At 33.1% G+C, this 19,855-nt stretch carries 8 protein-coding genes; all 8 read left to right on the top strand.

The genetic code is table 11. From position 1 onward, the window contains the following. The first annotated feature begins 270 nt into the window (after positions 1-270). Positions 271-4,488 carry a hybrid sensor histidine kinase/response regulator transcription factor gene (locus tag HNQ90_RS07585; protein ID WP_241678388.1) on the top strand — a complete coding sequence of 1,406 codons (4,218 nt, stop codon included), beginning with the start codon at positions 271-273 and terminating at the stop codon, positions 4,486-4,488. A gap of 152 nt (positions 4,489-4,640) precedes the next feature. Then, complete coding sequence (locus HNQ90_RS07580; protein WP_144117302.1) at positions 4,641-6,155, top strand: sulfatase family protein; 1,515 nt, start codon at positions 4,641-4,643, stop codon at positions 6,153-6,155. A 24-nt stretch (positions 6,156-6,179) separates the two neighbouring features. Continuing rightward, on the top strand, positions 6,180-9,446 hold the full coding sequence (gene lacZ, locus HNQ90_RS07575; RefSeq protein ID WP_144117300.1) for a beta-galactosidase, LacZ type: 3,267 nt from the start codon (positions 6,180-6,182) through the stop codon (positions 9,444-9,446). A gap of 14 nt (positions 9,447-9,460) precedes the next feature. Beyond that, positions 9,461-11,950 (top strand): glycoside hydrolase family 2 TIM barrel-domain containing protein, encoded by a 2,490-nt coding sequence (locus tag HNQ90_RS07570; RefSeq protein WP_144117298.1) that lies wholly within the window; start codon positions 9,461-9,463, stop codon positions 11,948-11,950. 2 nt (positions 11,951-11,952) lie between these two features. Next, positions 11,953-13,344: a sulfatase-like hydrolase/transferase gene (locus HNQ90_RS07565; protein WP_042506606.1), complete on the top strand. Its 1,392-nt coding sequence runs from the start codon at positions 11,953-11,955 to the stop codon at positions 13,342-13,344. 54 nt (positions 13,345-13,398) lie between these two features. Next, positions 13,399-14,928 (top strand): sulfatase family protein, encoded by a 1,530-nt coding sequence (locus tag HNQ90_RS07560; RefSeq protein WP_241678387.1) that lies wholly within the window; start codon positions 13,399-13,401, stop codon positions 14,926-14,928. A gap of 153 nt (positions 14,929-15,081) precedes the next feature. Beyond that, the gene (locus tag HNQ90_RS07555) at positions 15,082-17,958 is read left to right on the top strand and encodes a glycoside hydrolase family 2 protein (protein ID WP_144117295.1); all 2,877 of its coding nucleotides are present in this window, start codon (positions 15,082-15,084) and stop codon (positions 17,956-17,958) included. Between the two features lie 88 nt (positions 17,959-18,046). Then, entirely contained in the window at positions 18,047-19,855 is a 1,809-nt protein-coding gene (locus tag HNQ90_RS07550) for a beta-agarase (RefSeq protein ID WP_144117293.1), read from the top strand.

The raw sequence follows: 19,855 nt of genomic DNA, 5'->3' as shown, positions 1-19,855 counted from the left end.
ATAAAGTTCGTTGATAAAAGTGTTTTGGGTTATAGTATATGTTCTAAAAGCTAGAACATATGTTATAATTTTAAATCCATCAATAAGAAACACAAAGTTAATAATCTAATTTACAGTGTTTTAAGCAAAAACATCAATAACACGTGTATTCTAGTTAAATTAAAACACCTAGTTTTTCTCTGTTTAATTTATATATTTGTTAATATGACGAAAAGCTTCAATAAACAATACAAAAAAAAAAAATACAGCAATCTAATAATTTATTTATTATTGATAACTGTATCGTATTGTTATGCCCAAAATACGGTAAAATTTGAGCATTTTACAACTGAAAATGGTTTGTCTCAAAGTGACGTTAATACCATATTTCAAGACGACAACCTTTTTATGTGGTTTGGTACGCATGACGGATTAAACAAATATGATGGCTACAACTTTAGAATATTTAAACCAGATTCTAAAAATCCAAAGAGCATAAGCAGTAACTTAATTTGGAAAATTATTGACGATAGCAAAGGTAACTTATGGATTGCTACAACAGGTGGAGGTTTAAATTATTTTGATAAACAAACTGAAGAGTTTAAATCTTTTAAAAGTGACCCAAACAATCCGGATAGTATAAAAAGCGACCATATTAGAGTGCTTTTTCGTGATAGCAGCCATAGATTATGGGTTGGTAGTAATGAAGGTATAGATATGGCTGATCTCTCTAAACCAATAGACTCTTTAAAATTTGAACATTTCAACCTCTATCAAAATAGTTCTAAACCAACAAGGTCTAAAAACAATATAAGCACAGTTTATGAAGATAGTAAACACCAAGTTTGGTTTGGAGGTATTAACGGTTTATCAAAATTATCGAGAGATAAAAATGGAGATTTTTATTTCCATCACGTGAACAACCTTATTAATTTACCCTATTTTGATGTAAAAACGATAAATGAAGACAGTTATGGTAATTTAATTTTAGGTACTAATGATGGATTATATCGATATGTTGTTAATAGTGACATTGAAGAGGTTCAATTAATAGGTAAAGGATCATACAATGCCGTTTCTATAAATGATAATCATATTTGGGCAGGAACAGATGATGGTCTTTTGGAATTCATGAATTTCTCTGAAACAAAAACACCAGAGTTAATTGGCAAATATAAATATGACCCAAAAAACCCTAGTTTTAGCCTGAGTAAAAATGCTGTAAGATCAATATTTATTGATCACGCCGGTATTGTATGGGTTGGAACTAATGGCGGTGGTATTAACAAAATTGATCCTCACAAAAAACAATTTACACATATTAAAAACAGCTTAGATCCTGGTAGTTTAAGTAACGATAAAGTCCGTTCTATTTTTGAAGACAGTAACGAAAACTTATGGATCGGTACCGAAGGCGGTGGCTTAAATTTTTTGAGTAAAACAGCAAATGAAAAAAATTATAATCAATTTCATCATTTAACAAAACTAAGCAAGGTATTTGCCATTGAAGAAATACATTTAAAAGATTCCAAAAAAGTACTTATTGGTGGTGAAGGTTCTCCTGGGTTATTTGAAATAGAATTATCACACACGAATATTCTAACAGATAATGATTTAAAACCTTTAAAAGAATTTCCAAACGGCGTCTTTTCTTTGCTTCAGGATAAAGATAGAAATATTTGGATAGGCACCTACAATGGAGGTGTACATAGGCGATTAATTAATGAAGACGGCATTAGTTTTAAGAAAGACATACTCTCTAACAATCCAAACAAGAAATTTAGTATTTCTAACAACATTATTCGTGATATTTTTCAAGATTCAAAAGGAAACATTTGGTTTGCTACTGGTAATGGTTTATCTAGATTAACGCCGGATCAAATTCATGTAAAAAATCCAAAATTCAATATTTACAAAAACAATCCAAAAGACAAAACGTCTATAAGCCACAACTATATTTTAACTGTTTTTGAAACCAAATCTGGAGATCTCTACATTGGGACTTTTGGAGGCGGATTGAATAAGCTGATTGTAACAGATAAGAAGATTAGTTTTAAAGCATATTCTGAAAAAGATGGACTGCCCAATAATGTTATTAAAGGGATTTTAGAAGACGATCAAAAAAACCTGTGGCTTTCTACAAATAAAGGATTATCAAAATTTAATACCGAGAATGAAACCTTTCAAAATTACGATGTAAATGATGGCTTGCAAAGCAACGAATTCAGTGAATTATCTGCCTTTAAAACTAAGGACGGTAAAATGCTTTTTGGTGGTGTAAACGGATTTAATGCATTTTATCCAGAAGACATTATTAGCAACAAAATAAAAGCAGAAACTGTACTTACTGCCTTTTCTATTTTTAATAAACCCGTTTCTATTGGTGAAGAAATCAACGGACGCGTAATTTTAAACAAATCTATAAACTCCATAGACGAGATTGAATTAAAATACATTGAAAATAGTTTTTCCTTCGAATTTGCCGCACTACACTATGCCGCCTCTAGTAAAAACAAATACGCATACAAACTTGCAGGCTTTGATAAAGACTGGATTTACACAACATCAGACAATCGATATGCCACTTATACCAACCTAGAACCAGGAACTTATACGCTAAAGGTTAAGGCATCAAACAATGATAATATTTGGGATGAAACTCCTGTAGAATTAAAGATAAATGTAATTCCACCTTGGTGGCGTACCAATGCAGCTAAATTTCTTTACTTGCTAATCGCTATAGGTCTTCTTTTAGCTTATAGAAGATATACTATTATACGTTCTGCTAAAAAGCATCAATTGGAACTCAACCAATTTGAGAAAGAAAAAAATGAAGAAATTCACCGTTTAAAACTGGAATTCTTTACTAATATATCGCATGAATTCAGAACGCCATTAACCCTAATAAAAGGTCCTTTAGATTACCTAATAAAAAAAGGTGAAACCATCAGTCCTAAGGAAACCAACGACCAGTACGGAATTATGCGCAAAAACACCGACTATTTACTGAGATTAATAAACCAGTTATTAGATTTCAGAAAAATGGATCAGGGTAAAATGAATCTGAATTTAAGTAAAAGTGATATTGTTGAATTTCTAAAAGAAATAGGAGAACCTTTTCAATTTTTAAGCAAAAAGAAGAATATCTTTTTTAAAATAGATGCTTCAAAACATTCCATTTTAACTTGGTTTGATCCTGATGCTGTTGAAAAAATAATAAATAATTTACTATCAAACGCATTTAAATTTACTCCGGAAGAAGGCGCTATCAGCTTAGATATATTTGATGGTGAAGATTTCACTGAACCTGAAGGTATTTTAATGGATATAGAGCAATCTAAATACGTTGTAATTCAAGTTAAAGATTCTGGTCCTGGGATACCTGCACATAGAATTCAGCATATTTTTGAGCGCTTTTATACCGAAATAGGTATCACTAAGCAAAAAGACACAAAAGGCACTGGTATTGGACTTTCTTTTACAAAAAACCTTGTAGAGTTGCACCAAGGGATTATAAAAGTAATTAGCGATTCGGAAAATGGATCGAAATTTATAGTATGGCTGCCAAAAGACAAAGAAAATTTTAATACGAACAATGAAACAAATTTTCATGAGGTTTTTGAATCCAACACTTTCCTTACTAAAGAAGATGCCGACTCTCATGCCATAAGTTTTATGGATGATATTGTTGACCAAAACATATCGAGATCAAGATCTAAGCTACCTATATTATTAATTATAGATGATAATGCAGACATTAGATCTTTCATTAAAAAAGGATTTGGAGAAAAGTATTATGTTTACGAAGCTGAAAATGGCCAAAAAGGCTTAGAATTAGCAAATAAATTTATGCCTAACATTGTAATTACAGATTTAGTTATGCCTGTTATGGATGGTATAGAATTTTGTAATCAGCTTAAAAGCTCTCAAGAAACTAGTCATATTCCTGTGGTAATGTTAACCGCAAAAACATCTCAAGAAAAAGAAATTGAAGGTCTAAAAACAGGTGCAGATGCTTATATAAGAAAGCCATTTGATTTAGAACTTTTGGAGTTAAAAATTTCGAATATTTTAAAACATCGTGAAGAATTAAGAAAGCGTTTTAATAGAGATATTACTTTACAACCGAATGAGATTACAGTAACATCTTCCGATGAATCTTTCCTTCAAAATGCTATTGAAATTGTTGAAAAACACATGATGAATTCAGAATTTAGCGTTGAAATGTTTGTAAAAGAAATGAATATGAGTAGAAGTAACTTATATTTAAAAACCAAAGAACTTACCGGGCTTTCATCTAGTGAGTTTATTAGAAATATTCGTTTAAAACGCGCTGTACAGTTATTAGAAACCAGCGACCTTTCTGTTAAAGAAATCATGTACATGACTGGTTTTAACACGGCCTCATACTTTTCTAAATGCTTTAAAAAGCAATTTGGAGTTATCCCTAGCAAGTACATAAGTCTTTCAGATTCTGATGATGCCAATAAAGAGGAAACAGATGCTTAAAACATTTGTTACCCTTTAAAAACCATCTGTGATTCGCATTTAAATATAGAAATATCAAATTTGTATTGTAACTTTTTCTAGAAGTTTTCTCACGAGTCTCTATTAGACTTGTGATCAAAAAAAAATACTAATTTTATTTCTATACGTGAAACATGAAAATTAAAATCTGTTTTTTATTTTTAATAGTTGCTATTTCTTCATGTAACAAAAAGGTTGAAAAAGAAGCTTTTAAAGTAAAGCCAAACATCGTCTTCATTTTTACCGACGATCAAACTTACTCTTCTATTCATGCACTTGGGAATAATGAAATAATTACCCCAACAATGGATTTGTTGGTTAAAGAAGGAACCACATTTACAAATGCTTACAACATGGGAGCTTGGAGTGGCGCCGTTTGTGCTGCCTCTAGAGCCATGTTAATTTCTGGTAGATCTGTTTGGAATGTAAATAACTTCAGAAAAAATTGGATAAAAAAAGACTCCTTAAATAAAACCTGGGGAAAACTTCTAGAAACAAATGGTTATGATACATACATGACAGGTAAATGGCATGTAGATGCACCTGCAAACCAGGTTTTTCAACATACCAAACATGTGCGTCCGGGAATGCCAAAAGACACTTGGGATCATTGGGAAATGGTTGCAAAATTCGATTCGCTATCTAAAACAAAAAATCCAGATTACGAAGCTATTATGCCTAATGGTTATAACCGACCAAAATCTATTAACGACACCACTTGGAGTTCTTTTGACACGTCTAAAGGTGGTTTTTGGGAAGGCGGAAAACATTGGAGTGAAGTATTAAAAGATGATGCTATATCTTTTATAGATGAAGCAAAAACTAAAGACAATCCCTTTTTTATGTACTTAGCTTTTAATGCCCCTCACGATCCGAGGCAAGCTCCAAAAGAGTATTTTGATATGTATAACTTAGACAGCATATCACTACCCGAAAGTTATTTACTAAAGTACCCTTTTAATGAGGATATTGCTAGCGGTATAAATGTTAGAGATGAAGCCTTAGCGCCTTTTCCAAGAACTGAATTAGCTGTAAAAACACATACCAAAGAATATTACGCGAGTATTACACACGTAGATGCACAAATAGGTAAAATAATTGAAGTGCTTAAAGCTTCTGGTAAAATGGACAACACCTATATTATTTTCACTGCAGATCATGGTTTAGCTATGGGAAGACATGGTTTAATAGGTAAACAAAGCTTATTTGACCATAGTATTAGACCACCAATGATAATTTTAGGACCAGATATCCCTAAGAATAAAAAAACGAATGTAGATGTGTATTTGCAAGATGCCATGGCCACTTCACTAGATATTGCAGGTGTAGAAAAACCAAAGTATATTGAGTTTAATACTTTTTTAGACATTGCCAAAGGTGCTAAGAAAACTAGTAATTACCATGCTATTTACGGTGCTTATAAAGATGCCCAAAGGATGATTAGAAAAGACGGATATAAACTTTTGGTATACCCTAAAATTGAAAAAGTATTGTTATTCGATCTTAAAAAAGATCCCGAGGAAATACATGACATTTCTAAAAACCCTGAACAAAGAGAACGCGTAAAAACATTATTCAATCAACTATTAAAGCTTCAAAAAGACATGGACGATCCATTAGACATTTCGGCTTTAAATAAAACATTATAAGTATTTAATTTTTATAAATAACCCATGCGAAAATTTAAATTAAGCTATTTAATATTTATTCTATCCCTTTCTATTTTTGCTCAGCAAAATGATTGGGAGAACCCGAAGGTTAATCAAATTAACAGGCTTCCGGCAACCGCAACTTTTTATAATTTTGATAATGAAGCCCAAGCTATTTCTGGAGAAAGAGAAGCTTCTAGCCAATATAAAACATTAAACGGCGATTGGAAATTTAAATGGGTGGCTACGCCTGCTGAAGCCTCTAATTCTTTTCAAGAAACAAGCTATAATACATCCAAATGGAAAACCATAGATGTACCATCAAACTGGGAAATGAGAGGTTACGGGACTCCTATTTACACGAATTCAACTTATCCGTTTTTTAGTGATTTCCCATATATAAATAACTCCGATAATCCTGTTGGACACTATATTAAAACTTTTGAAATCGATGAGTCTTGGAATGAACAAGATATCATTCTTCATTTTGGAGGCGTATCTTCTGCATTCTATGTTTGGATAAATGGTGAATTTGTTGGTTATAGTGAAGACACGCGTTTACCATCAGAATTTAATATCACTAAAAACATCAAAAAAGGTAAAAATACAATTGCTGTTAAAGTTTATAGATGGTGCGACGGTAGTTATTTAGAAGCACAAGACCATTGGCGCATGAGTGGTATTGAAAGAGAAGTTTATTTAAAAGCCGTGCCTAAAGTACGTTTATCTAACTTTTTTGTTAGAACAGAATTCGATGACGCTTACAATAATGCTTTATTACAAATAAGACCAGATTTTATAGCCAACATTACAGATAAGTATATTGAAAAAGTAGGCCATTTTGGAGATAATCCTTTAAAAACTACGGTTGATAATTGGACCTTAACAACCAAACTAATCGATGCTGAAGGCTATACAGTTGGCAATAACAACGCATTAAAATTAGGAGATTATTTTGGAGAAAGATATCCGCAGCGTGATAATGTCTATTTCGGTTTAATTGAAACTGAAGTTAAATCGCCTAGAAAATGGTCTTCTGATGATCCATATTTGTATACACTTTTATTTGAATTGCAAGACGATAAAGGAAACACCATTCAATACTCTAGTACAAAAGTTGGTTTTAGAGAAATTGAAATTGATGATAAAGGCAGATTTTTAGTTAACGGAAATTCTGTAAAAATGATTGGTGTTAATAGACACGATCATAACATGAAAAACGGTAAAACGGTATCTAGAGCAGATATGGAAACCGATGTTAAACTATTAAAGCAATTTAACTTCAATGCCGTACGCACCTCCCACTACCCTAACGATCCTTATTTTTATGATTTATGTGATAAATACGGAATCTATGTTATGGATGAAGCAAATCTAGAAACACATGGTATTCGTGGGAAATTAGCAAATGAGCCAAGTTGGGCTCAGGCTTACTTAGAGCGCGCTATTAGAATGGTGGAACGTGATAAAAACCACCCAAGTATAGTAATGTGGAGTTTGGGTAACGAGTCTGGAATGGGGCCAAATCATGCGGCCATGTCTGGTTGGATTAAAGATTTTGACCCAACACGTTATATTCATTATGAAGGTGCCCAAGGTGCTCCCTCTCATCCGGACTACAAACAAAAGTTCTTCAAGAAAAACCAAGGCAACCCAACAGATCCATCTTGGGTAGATATGCTAAGTAGAATGTACCCTTCACCACAAGACTTACAAGATTTAATAGACCATACAAGTCCAATTGATAACCGACCTGTTGTAATGTGTGAATATGCTCATTCTATGGGGAATTCAACTGGTAACATGAAAAAATATTGGGATGTTATTTATAAAAACGACAGAGCTTTAGGTGGCTATATTTGGGATTGGATCGACCAAGGCATTGTGAAAACAGATGAAAACGGTGTTGAATTCTTAGCCTATGGCGGCGATTTTGGAGATAAACCAAACTCAGGAAGTTTCTGTATAAATGGCGTTATAGCTTCAGACAGAACACCCAAACCAGCCATGTACGAGTGTAAAAAAGTAAATCAACCTGTAGAAATTTCTGAAATAGATGCTCAAAAAGGGGAGTTTAAAATCTTAAATAGACATCATGCCATCAACTTATCTAAATACGAGTTGTCTTGGAATATAACAGAAAATGGTGTGGTTATAAAACAAGGAACGATAGACCAATTAACAACAGCTCCTTTTAAAACTAGTGCATTAAAAATAAGTTACAAAAAGCCGAAATTAAATGCAGCTAGTGCTTATTATTTCAATATTGAAGGTAAGCTAAAATCAAATGAATTATGGGCTAACAAAGGCTATATCGTTTTTAATGAACAGTTTAAATTAAATTATACTGTTAAAGAAGCTAACACCGTAAAAAGCGCATCAGCTTTAAATATCATTGATAAAGAAAACGTTATAACCGTTGAAAACAAAAATATTAAACTTCAAATAGATAGAGAATCCGGTTATATCACTTCATATATATCTAAAGGTACATCATTAATGTCTTCACCTTTAAAATTAAACTTTTGGAGAGCTGAAACAGAAAATGATGAAGCATATAGAAAAGCAACTAAAAAACAAAACGAATTAGATTGGATACATGCTGGCGATCAATTTAAAGCTGAACAAGTTGCGGTTGTTAAAAATGAAAACGGTAAAGCTATAATAGATGTTCTAGGTACCATTGAAAAACCAAAAACGGAAGTTAATTTACAATACACCATTTTAGGAAATGGCCAAGTAAAAGTATCATACACCGCTAAAATTAACGATAGAGCGCCAAATGTACCGCGTATAGGTATGCAATTCGATATCCCGAATACATTCCAAAACGTAACGTATTTAGGCAAAGGACCACAACCAAATTATGCAGATAGAAATTATGGTGCACATGTTGGTTTGTATTCTGGAAATGTAAACAGCATGAATTACCAATATGTTTATCCAGAAGAATACGGAAACCGTACAGAAATAAGTTGGTTTAAACTAGAAAACCCAAAAGGTAAATCGGTGTTAGTTTCTGGTGAAGACAAACTAAATTTTAGTGTAATACCATATAGCACACAAAATCTACAAGAAGCAAAACACACCAACGAATTAGTTAATAGAGATGTTTTTACTGTCAACATCGATTTAAATCAAACTGGTGTGGGTGGCGATGATACTTGGTCTCCAGGTGCTGAACCTCACGACGAATATTTAATAAAACCTGGTACATATCAATATCAATTCTATTTATTGCCTTCAGACTTAAAAACAACAATAAAAAATCCAAAATCGATTAAATTTTAAACCCTAATTGAATTATGCAATTTCATAAAATATTAGTATTCATTTTAATTCTATTTATGTTTTCATGTAATGAGAACAAACCAACGTTAATTACCGATAAAGACTTTAACAAGAATTGGTTATTTAAAAAAGACACTATTCCTCAAGGTGAAAGCATCACTTTAGATGATAGTAGTTGGAGAAAATTAAATGTACCACACGATTGGGCTATTGAAGGTCCTTTTGATAATAAGCACAATGCCCGAAATGGTGGTTTACCAATAGATGGCATTGCTTGGTATAGAAAACATTTTACTGTTGATTCTAACCATAAAAACAAGCAAATTTCTATAGAATTTGATGGTGTAATGGATAATTCTACCGTATTTATTAATGGCCACAATGTTGGTAAAAGGCATTATGGTTATAGTGGTTTTGAGTACGATTTAACACCGCATATCAAGTTTGGAGAAGATAACGTTATTGCAGTACAATGTGCTCCAGAAGTCCTATCGGAAAGATGGTATCCTGGTGCTGGTATTTATCGTAATGTACGCTTAAAAATAAACAATGCCGTACATATTCCGCAATGGGGAACCTATATTACAACGCCAAACGCAACTGCAGAACAAGCAACTGTTAAAATTGAAACTAAAATAAAAAACGCAACAGATTCTAATACGGAAGCTACTTTAGAGACAACTATTTTAGATACAGAAAATAATAGTGTTGCGGTATCTACTCAAACTATTCAACTAGAAAAAAATTCCGAAGGAAAACAAATTCAAGACATTGAAGTAAGCAACCCAAAACTTTGGGATATTGGTGTTCCTAATTTATACAAAGCCATTAGCCGAGTTAAAATTGATGGTCACGTTGTAGATGAGTTTGAAACAGAATTTGGTATTAGACAAATTGAATTTAAAAAAGAAGGTTTTTACCTTAACGGAAAAGCTGTAGAACTAAACGGTGTTTGTATGCATCACGATTTAGGACCTCTAGGAGCCGCTGTAAATTATAGAGCTACAGAGCGTCAAATGCAAATTATGCAATCTATGGGCGCTAATGCTCTAAGAACAAGTCATAACCCGCCATCTACAGAAATGCTACAAGTTTGCGATAGATTAGGTATTGTTGTTATTGATGAAGCTTTTGATGAATGGAAACTACCAAAAGTACCTAATGGCTACAGTAATTATTTTGATGAATGGGCAGAAACCGATTTACGAGATATGATAAAAAGAGATCGTAATCATCCTTCTGTTATTATGTGGAGTATTGGTAACGAAATTTTAGAGCAAGGTAAACCAGATGGTTGGAAAATAGCAAAAATGCTTAATGATATTTGCCATGATGAAGATAACACTAGACCAACAACTGCTGGTTTTAATTACTATCCTGCATCATTTACAAATAAATTAGCGTATCAAATAGATGTTGTTGGTGTAAACTACAAACCGGCATATTACGGTGAAATTAGAGAACAAAACCCGGATATGATTTTTTATGGATCTGAAACATCTTCTCAAACCAGTACAAGAGGTTATTACGATATACCCTTAGATTACAAGGTTAAAAAGGAAACCAACCAGGTTTCTAGTTACGATGTTACTGTTGGACCATCTTGGGCATATTCTCCAGATGTTGAATTTGCTGCTCAAGAAGCAAATCCACATTCTTTAGGAGAGTTTATTTGGACAGGTTTTGATTATTTAGGAGAACCAACGCCTTATGGTGGTCGAGATAATACAACCAATGGTTATTGGAATGACGATTGGCCATCTCACGCCTCTTATTTTGCTCCTGTAGATTTATGTGGATTTCCAAAAGATAGATTTTATTTATACCAAAGTCAATGGACAACAGAACCGATGGTTCACGTTTTACCTCACTGGAATTGGGAAGCTAAAAAGGGAGAAACTATTCCTGTTTACGCCTATACCAATTGTGATGAAGTTGAACTATTTGTAAACGGAAAATCTTACGGAAAAAGAGTAAAAGGAAAAGATTTAACCGACGTGCACACAGAATACAGAGGCTTTTTAGATTCAGGGTACGGATTTAAAAGAGGTATGTTTAAGTCAAAATACAGATTGTCTTGGAATGTGCCTTACCAACCGGGTAGCATTAAAGTGGTTGCTTATAAAAACGGTGAAGTTGCTGCTACCAAAGAAATTAAAACAGCTGGAAAACCTGCTAAAATCAGATTAATAGCTGATAGAACTGAAATCGATGCAGACGGAAAAGACTTGTCTTTTATAACCGTTAGAATTGAAGATAAGGATGGTAACTTATGCCCGAATGCTGAAAACCTAGTGAATTTTGAAATAACCGGAAATGGTGTTTTAGAATCTGTGGGGAATGGTAACTCTGCATCATTAGAATCATTTAAAGAAGATCACATCAAAGCTTTCTACGGTAAATGTTTAGCAATTATTAAAGGCACCGAAAAAGCAGGAACCATAAATATAAAAGCAACTTCTATTGGTTTAGCGGTAGATAACATAATTGTAAACACTAAGTAAAAATGAATTTCAGAAAAAGAACTTTAGGCCTTTTATTTTTAATATTATTTACCTCCATAAATAATACATTTGGTCAAGACAAACCTAACATTATTGTGATCCTAACCGACGATCAAGGTTGGGCCGATGTTGGTTTTAATGGCAGCACAGACATCCCAACTCAAAATCTAGACAGGTTAGCCTCTCAAGGTGTTGTATTTACAAACGGCTACGTATCTCACCCTTATTGCAGTCCGTCGAGAGCTGGTTTATTAACGGGGCGTTATCAAGCTCGTTTTGGTCATGATTGTAACATGCCTTATCATCAAGAAAATGATGCAACAGTAGGAACTCCTTTATCAGAAAAAATGATGTCTGAAGCATTAAAAGAACAAGGCTATAGAACTAGTGCTATTGGAAAATGGCATCTTGGAGATCATCCAGATTTATATCCTCCTAATCAAGGTTTCGATCATTGGTTTGGTTTTCCTGGAGGCGGCATGAACTATTGGGGGAAATCCAAAAATGATATTCAAACCATATATAGAAATGGTAAAGTTGTTCCTGAAAACGAATTAAAGTACCTTACTGACGATTTTACAGATGAAGCTATTAAGTATATTTCTAAAAAAGATGACAAACCTTTTTTTATGTATTTAGCCTATAATGCACCTCATTCGCCAGATCAAGCAACTAGAGAATATCTAGAAAAAACAAAACATATTGAATACGCTGGTAGAAGTATTTATGCTGCCATGGTAAACGCTGTTGATAATAATGTTGGTAGAATAGATTCTACTTTGGTAGCCAATAATATTAAAGACAATACTATTATTGTATTTTTAAGCGATAATGGCGGTAGAATTGAACATGCAGATAACAGACCATATAGAGGTCATAAAGGGATGTTATTTGAAGGCGGTATAAAAGTGCCATTTTTCATGACTTGGCCAAAGAAAATTAAAGAGAATCAACATTATCAAAATATTGTATCATCTTTAGATTTATTTCCTACATTCTTAAATGCGGCTGGAGCTAAGGCAAGAAAAGAAAAACAACTAGATGGAGTAGATTTATTGCCATATATTACAAATAAAGTAAAATCGGCACCACACGATGAACTTTTTTGGAGGTCTTCTGGAAACTTTGAATATGCAGTAAGAAAAGGAGATTACAAACTATACAAGAGTGCTTATAAAAACAAAACCCTACTGTTTAATTTAAAAAAGGACAGTTTAGAACGTTATGATATTTCGGATGGTAATTCAAAAATCATAGCCAATCTAGAAGCTGCTTATAAAAAATGGGATGCTAAAAATATTGATCCTAACTGGCTTGATCCACATGCAGAAAATGTGCTTAAAGAAGAAAAAAGATGGGAACAAACTAGAAAAAAATCAACAAACTCAAACTAAAGCTATTTCTTTATGATTCAACTATTTAAACCAACATTTTTTAAATGCTCTATTATGATAATTACGCTTGCTTTATCCGTAAGCTGTAAAAACGAAAAGAAGCAAGAAGCACCTCAAAAAACAGAAACCAAACCAAATATTGTTTTCATTTATTTGGATGATTTGGGTTATGGTGACATCAGCGCAAATGGAGCAACAGAAATCTCTACGCCCAACATCGATAAATTAGCCAATGGTGGTGTACGTTTTACAAACGGTTATGCAACATCAGCAACCTGTACTCCTAGCCGTTTCGGGATTTTAACAGGTATATATCCATGGAGGAATAAAGATGCTGCTATTTTACCAGGTACAGCTCCATTAATTATAAGTACAGAACAAACTACAGTTCCTAAAATGTTAAAGCAACAAGGCTATCAAACTGCTATCGTTGGTAAATGGCATCTAGGTTTAGGTAGAGGAAATGTAAATTGGAATGAACGCGTATCTCCTGGGCCAAATGAAGTTGGTTTTGAAGAATCGTATATTATGGCTGCAACACAAGATAGAGTGCCAACTGTGTATATAAGAAACGGTCATGTAGACGGTTTAGATCCCAACGATCCTATTGAAATTAGTTACAAAACAAATTTTGAAGGAGAGCCTACAGGAAAAGATAATCCAGAACTTTTATCTATGGAATGGCACCATGGCCATAATAACAGCATTGTAAACGGAATACCTAGAATTGGATACATGAAAGGTGGCGAAGCTGCAAAATGGAACGATGTAGACATGGCAGACCACTTTTTAAAAGAAGCGCAAACCTATGTAAAAAAACATAAGGAAAATCCATTCTTTTTATACTATGCCTTACAACAACCACATGTACCACGCACACCACACCCGCGCTTTGTTGGGAAATCTGGTATGGGACCACGTGGCGATGTTATTTTAGAGGCCGATTGGGTTATTGGAGAATTCATTAAAACTCTTGAAACAGAAGAAATCTTAGAAAATACACTTATTGTTTTATCTAGTGATAATGGCCCGGTATTAAATGATGGATATAATGATGATGCTGTAGAGAAATTAGGAAACCACTCTCCTACCGGAGGTTTAAGAGGTGGAAAATATAGCTTGTTTGATGCAGGTACACATGTGCCATTTATTACATACTGGAAAGGAACTATTGAGCCAACGGTATCAGATGCTGTGGTTTGTCAGTTAGATTTATTTAGCTCTTTAGCACATTTAACTGGTAGTACTGAAAAAACAGATGATAGTGAACAACTATTAAATGCCTTTTTAGGAAAATCTAACCAGGGTCGAAAAAACTTAATTTTAGAGGCTGGTCAAAAAACAGCATTACGCAGTGGGGACTGGGTATTAATTCCGCCTTACGAAGGAAAGCCAATTAATAAGCAAGTAAACATTGAATTAGGAATTTCTAATGAATATCAACTTTATAATTTAAAAGAAGATAGAGCTCAGAAAAATGATTTAGCAAATACTAACAAAGACAAATTAGCTGAATTGACTGCAGCCTACCACAAATTAAGAGGTAAATCCGACATTGAAATTAAAGAACTCGAATTAAAATAAACTAAAAAATAGTATTAATAAGAAAGGCTTTGGATGAAAATTCAAAGCCTTTTTTCATTTTAGACCATATGTTCTATCATTCTATCCATATCTAATTACCGCACGAGATAAGAATAAATATTTTTGGTATGGATAAATTTTATACAACAAAAAATGAAAATCAAATTCTTAATTATCGGACTTCTAATTGGTCATTTTAATTTTGCCCAAAGTAATAATTTACCAAAAGGTTTTGAGGCTGGAGACAGGACAAAAACAAACCTAAATTTAGGATGGAAATTCCATTTAGGAGATCTTAAAGCGAAACCAACAAGCATAAACTTTGATGATAGTAATTGGGAAGATGTTTCTGTACCACATAACCCGCAATTAGTTTCTTATGAGCTGGATAGTATTAAAGAAACTTGGGTACAAGAAAACTATTTAAGAGATATTAGTTGGTATAGAAAAAAACTGAAGATTGAAGCTAATACTTCTCAAAAAATATTTTTAGAGTTTGAAGCCGTACATAACGCAACAGAGTTATGGGTTAATGGAGAAAAAGTGGGTAATTATGCTGTAAATGGCTATACTCCTTTTCATTTTGATATTACCAATTTTGTAAAATTCGGACAAGAAAATACCATTGCTATAAAAGCAGATAACACCTATAACCAAACTATTGCTCCCGATCCTCATAGAACAGATTATGTAAAATTTGGAGGACTCTACAGAGATGTTTACTTAGTAACCACAAATAAACTACATATTAATTTCAATTGGGAAAATTTTGATGCTGGCGTGCACATTACAACACCAACTGTAAACAAAAACAACGGTACAGTTACTATTAAAACCACTGTAAAAAATGAAAATTCAACAGATAAAAACAGTAAGATAGTAACCAATATTATTAATAAAGATGGTTTTGTAATTAAGAAGCTCATTTCAGAAGTAACTATTGCTGCAAACTCATCATATACATTTAGGCAATCTGCAACCGTTGAAGAAGATTATCATTTATGGTCTCCAGATACACCATATTTATACCGTGTAAATTCTGTTATTTATAACGAAGAAACACCTGTAGATTTTGTAGAAAACAAATTCGGATTCAGAAAATTTTCTTTAGAAAAAGGCAAAGGGTTCGTTTTAAATGGAGAGCCACTTTTTTTAGTAGGTGCCAATCGCCATCAAAGTTATCCTAATATTGGCGATGCCGTTCCAAATTCATTTCATTATAATGAAGCTTTACAGTATAAAAAAGCAGGAATGAACATTATAAGATTATCACATTACACACAAGATGATGCTTTTATTAATGCCTGTGATGAATTAGGGATTTTTGTTTATGAAGAACCATCTACTTGGATTGAATGGGGCGATGATACTTGGTTCGAAAACTTAGAAAAAGCAACCAGAACCATGATTCGTAACCATAGAAATCATCCGTCAATTATAGTTTGGGGAGCAGGTATCAATCATAGAGGTCCTGTACCTAGAATGCAAACTGTTGCCAAAGAAGAAGACCCTTTTAGATTAACAGCCTCGGCTTCTGCGCCATGGGATGGTCCAAAAAATGAAGGCATTACAGATGTTCATGCCACAATGGATTATAGAAGAACAGAATTCCCTGAAAGTGCGTTTACTATGGTTATGGAACACGGAAGTTCTCCAAATGCTGAAGTCAATCAATTTCATATTTCAAGATACAAAGGCAATAAAAATAATTTTGCAGCCATTACTTGGTTGGGTGCAGATTACAATCATTTACAACCCGATATTAACGATGATCAATGGTCGCGAGATTTCATGACCACTTATGGCGTGCTGTCTCCTTATAGAGTCCCGAAGCCAGTTTATTACTGGTATCAATCAGAACTTGTAAAAAAACCAATAGTTCATATTGCAGATGAAACAGCTTCAAAAGACGGGAAAGTTAGAGTTTTTAGTAACTGTCAAGAAGTAGAATTATATCAAGATGGAACACTAATAGCAAGACAATTACCGGATAATGATGTTACAAAAACCAATTTAAATCATCCTTCATTTACATTCAAACATAATTGGAAAAAAGGCACCTTAAAAGCTATTGGATATTCAAACGGAGAAAAAGTAACTGAATTTACAAGACAAAAAGAAGGCAAACCACATCATATAAAAGTTGAATATAACATCACAGATCAACCATTTTATGCAGGCGGATCGGATATTAGATTGGTATATGCTTCTATTCTAGATGAAAATGGCGAAGTCGTTACCACCACAAAAAACGAAGTTCAGTTCTCAATATCTGGCGCTGGCGAAATAATTGATAATGGAAAAATTTATGCCAATCCTGCTCTAGTGTACAATGGTGTAGCCGCTATATATGTAAAAGGAACTAATGCAACAGGTACCATAACCATTACTGCAAAAGCGAAAGGTTTAAAGTCAGGAAAAGCAACAATTAATACCGTAAAATTTAACACCAACGAAATTACAAACCAAGCCCAACCTATTTTCGATTATCCAATAGAACGCGTAGATATTGGTGGCGATAAACAATTGGTGCAATTTGAATGGCAAGAATGGACAGGCAACTCTAAGAACGAATTAAAATACAACTTAAAAGAAACCAATACACAAGTAGAAATAAGTGCGGATCAAAATATAAATTGGTTAGGAAATGGTACTAGTATGATTGGTGATTTAAGTTTTGTGGGTACAGATGGTGTATTTGTTGAAAAAGGAGAAATCACTCTAAAACTAACGAACTTAAAAGCTGGTAAATATGCTATAGAAACCTTTCACCATGCCAGAAAAACGGATATTAAATTAACCAACGACATAGAAGTTACTATTGAAGATGTAGATGGAAGTTTTACACGCACATCCGACGATCATATTGTGAATTATTATGATAATTCTAGCAGTGGTGAGCGTAAACCAATTTCAATACAGTCAACCTTTACATCAAATGGCTCTGAAGCTGTTACTTTAAAATTTAAAAGTATCAATGCCAAAGGAACATTATGGCTAAATGGTTTCATACTAAAACAAATAAAGTAATGATGTTTAGGAAAGTCGTTTTTATGGCTTTTATCAGTAGTAACTATGTAAAAACATTATAAGTCGTTTAACTAAATTAAAAACAATTATGAAAAGATATCATTTATTTTTTGTTATCTATCTAATAGCATTAGTAGGATTTTCTCAAAACAACACAGTTAATATAGATTTTACTACTCAAAAATTTATAGGTTCTGAAAGCGAATTAAATAGAGAAAAATACTTTGCAATGCATGGGTCTTATACGGATAATGGATTAGCAGATAATCCCGAATATTTATTCGATGATTTAGGCATTAAGTTTGGAAGAACTTTTGGAGGCCCACGCCCCTATTCAAAAATCAATAAAAATAATTTATCTATTGAAAATGCACAAAATTTAGGTATAACCAATTCTAATAGATATAAAAAAGCACTTCTCTATAACAAGTATAAAACCGAAGATCTAATCATTACAAACCATCCAAGAGAAGCATTTCAATATAAAGGAGATTACCAAAAAGCAGCAGCATTTAATGCAGAATACATTAAACACGCATACCCTGTAATGCCTAAATATTATGAAGTAATGAATGAACCTTTTGTACACGCTAAAGACTTTGTTAAAACTTACCAAGAAACAAACGACGTTATTATCGAAATGTCTAAATTTCACAAAATAGTTGCCGAAAAAGTTAAAGCAAAAGTTCCCAATATACTTGTTGGAGGTTATAGTGCAGCATGGCCAGAATATGACAAAAATAATTTTGCCATTTGGAATACAAGAATGAAAGTTTTTATGGATTTGGCTGGTGAAAACATGGACTTTTTTGCAACTCATATTTACGATGGTAGAAATGTTGAAGGCAGTTTTAATTATAGATCTGGTAGCAACTCTGAAGCTATTCTAGATTTAATTGAATCTTACAGCTATCAAAAATGGGGTAAAGTAAAACCACATTTAATCTCAGAATATGGTTTTACAGCAAAAGGATTACAAGGCAAACCATATTCGCCAGAACTTAATGGTGTATGCCTAATGTCTTACAACAAAATATTAATGTCCCTTTTGGATAAACCAGACCGTTTATTAAAAGCTGTTCCTTTTATTACTGGTAAAGCAGCATGGTTTTATAAATCTGAAGAAAACAAAGAAGGCCACCCTTACCCATGGGTATTAATACGAAAAACTAAAAACGAAACTTATGAATACACCCATCTAAAAAAGTTTTGGGAATTATGGAAGGATGTTAATGGTAATAGGATTTACACCACATCTAATAACCCTGATATTCAGGTAAATGCTTTTAGTGAAAAAGAAAAAGCGTATGTCGCCATCAATAATTTAGCAGACAATGAGCAAACTATAAATCTAGATTATCTAAAACAAAGCAAGGCGCTAATTAAAAATTTAACTATTAGACGCTCTTTTATTTCAGAAAATGGAATACCACAGCTTCTGTATGTTAAAGAAAAAAACACATTATCAGAAATCACTTTACAAGCAGGCGAAACCATAATTTTAGATTATGATATTAATCCTACCAAATTTACAAACTCGGTTACCGAAACTAATAATTATTCAAACACCTGCTTACAACCTATTACAGCAAAACAACCAATAACTTTTACTATTGAGCATGTAAAAACAAGTAAAAAAGGTAATGCCACAATAAAAATGGGACTTGGTAGAGCTCATAATTTAAGTAAAAAACCTACTGTTAAAATTAATGGAATAACTGTAGATGTGCCATCTAATTGGGCAGGGTACGACCAAGCAGGAAGAGAACAGTTCTTTGGAGTTATCCCAATTCCTACAAATATAAAAAACACTAAAAACGGAAATAACACAGTAGAATTAACTTTTCCTGATACTGGGGGATTTGTAAGCTCTGTGATATTAAATATTGAAAACTAA

This window comes from Algibacter amylolyticus, assembly GCF_014202225.1.
Classification (GTDB): domain Bacteria; phylum Bacteroidota; class Bacteroidia; order Flavobacteriales; family Flavobacteriaceae; genus Algibacter_B; species Algibacter_B amylolyticus.
This window is presented reverse-complemented; position numbering and strand designations above follow the sequence as displayed.

Bases quoted from the DNA above. Each gene is read 5' to 3' on its own strand.
- HNQ90_RS07560 (WP_241678387.1), top strand. From the start codon at position 13,399: ATGATAATTACGCTTGCTTTATCCGTAAGCTGTAAAAACGAAAAGAAG.
- HNQ90_RS07570 (WP_144117298.1), top strand. From the start codon at position 9,461: ATGCAATTTCATAAAATATTAGTATTCATTTTAATTCTATTTATGTTT.
- lacZ (WP_144117300.1), top strand. From the start codon at position 6,180: ATGCGAAAATTTAAATTAAGCTATTTAATATTTATTCTATCCCTTTCT.
- HNQ90_RS07565 (WP_042506606.1), top strand. From the start codon at position 11,953: ATGAATTTCAGAAAAAGAACTTTAGGCCTTTTATTTTTAATATTATTT.
- HNQ90_RS07550 (WP_144117293.1), top strand. From the start codon at position 18,047: ATGAAAAGATATCATTTATTTTTTGTTATCTATCTAATAGCATTAGTA.
- HNQ90_RS07580 (WP_144117302.1), top strand. From the start codon at position 4,641: ATGAAAATTAAAATCTGTTTTTTATTTTTAATAGTTGCTATTTCTTCA.
- HNQ90_RS07555 (WP_144117295.1), top strand. From the start codon at position 15,082: ATGAAAATCAAATTCTTAATTATCGGACTTCTAATTGGTCATTTTAAT.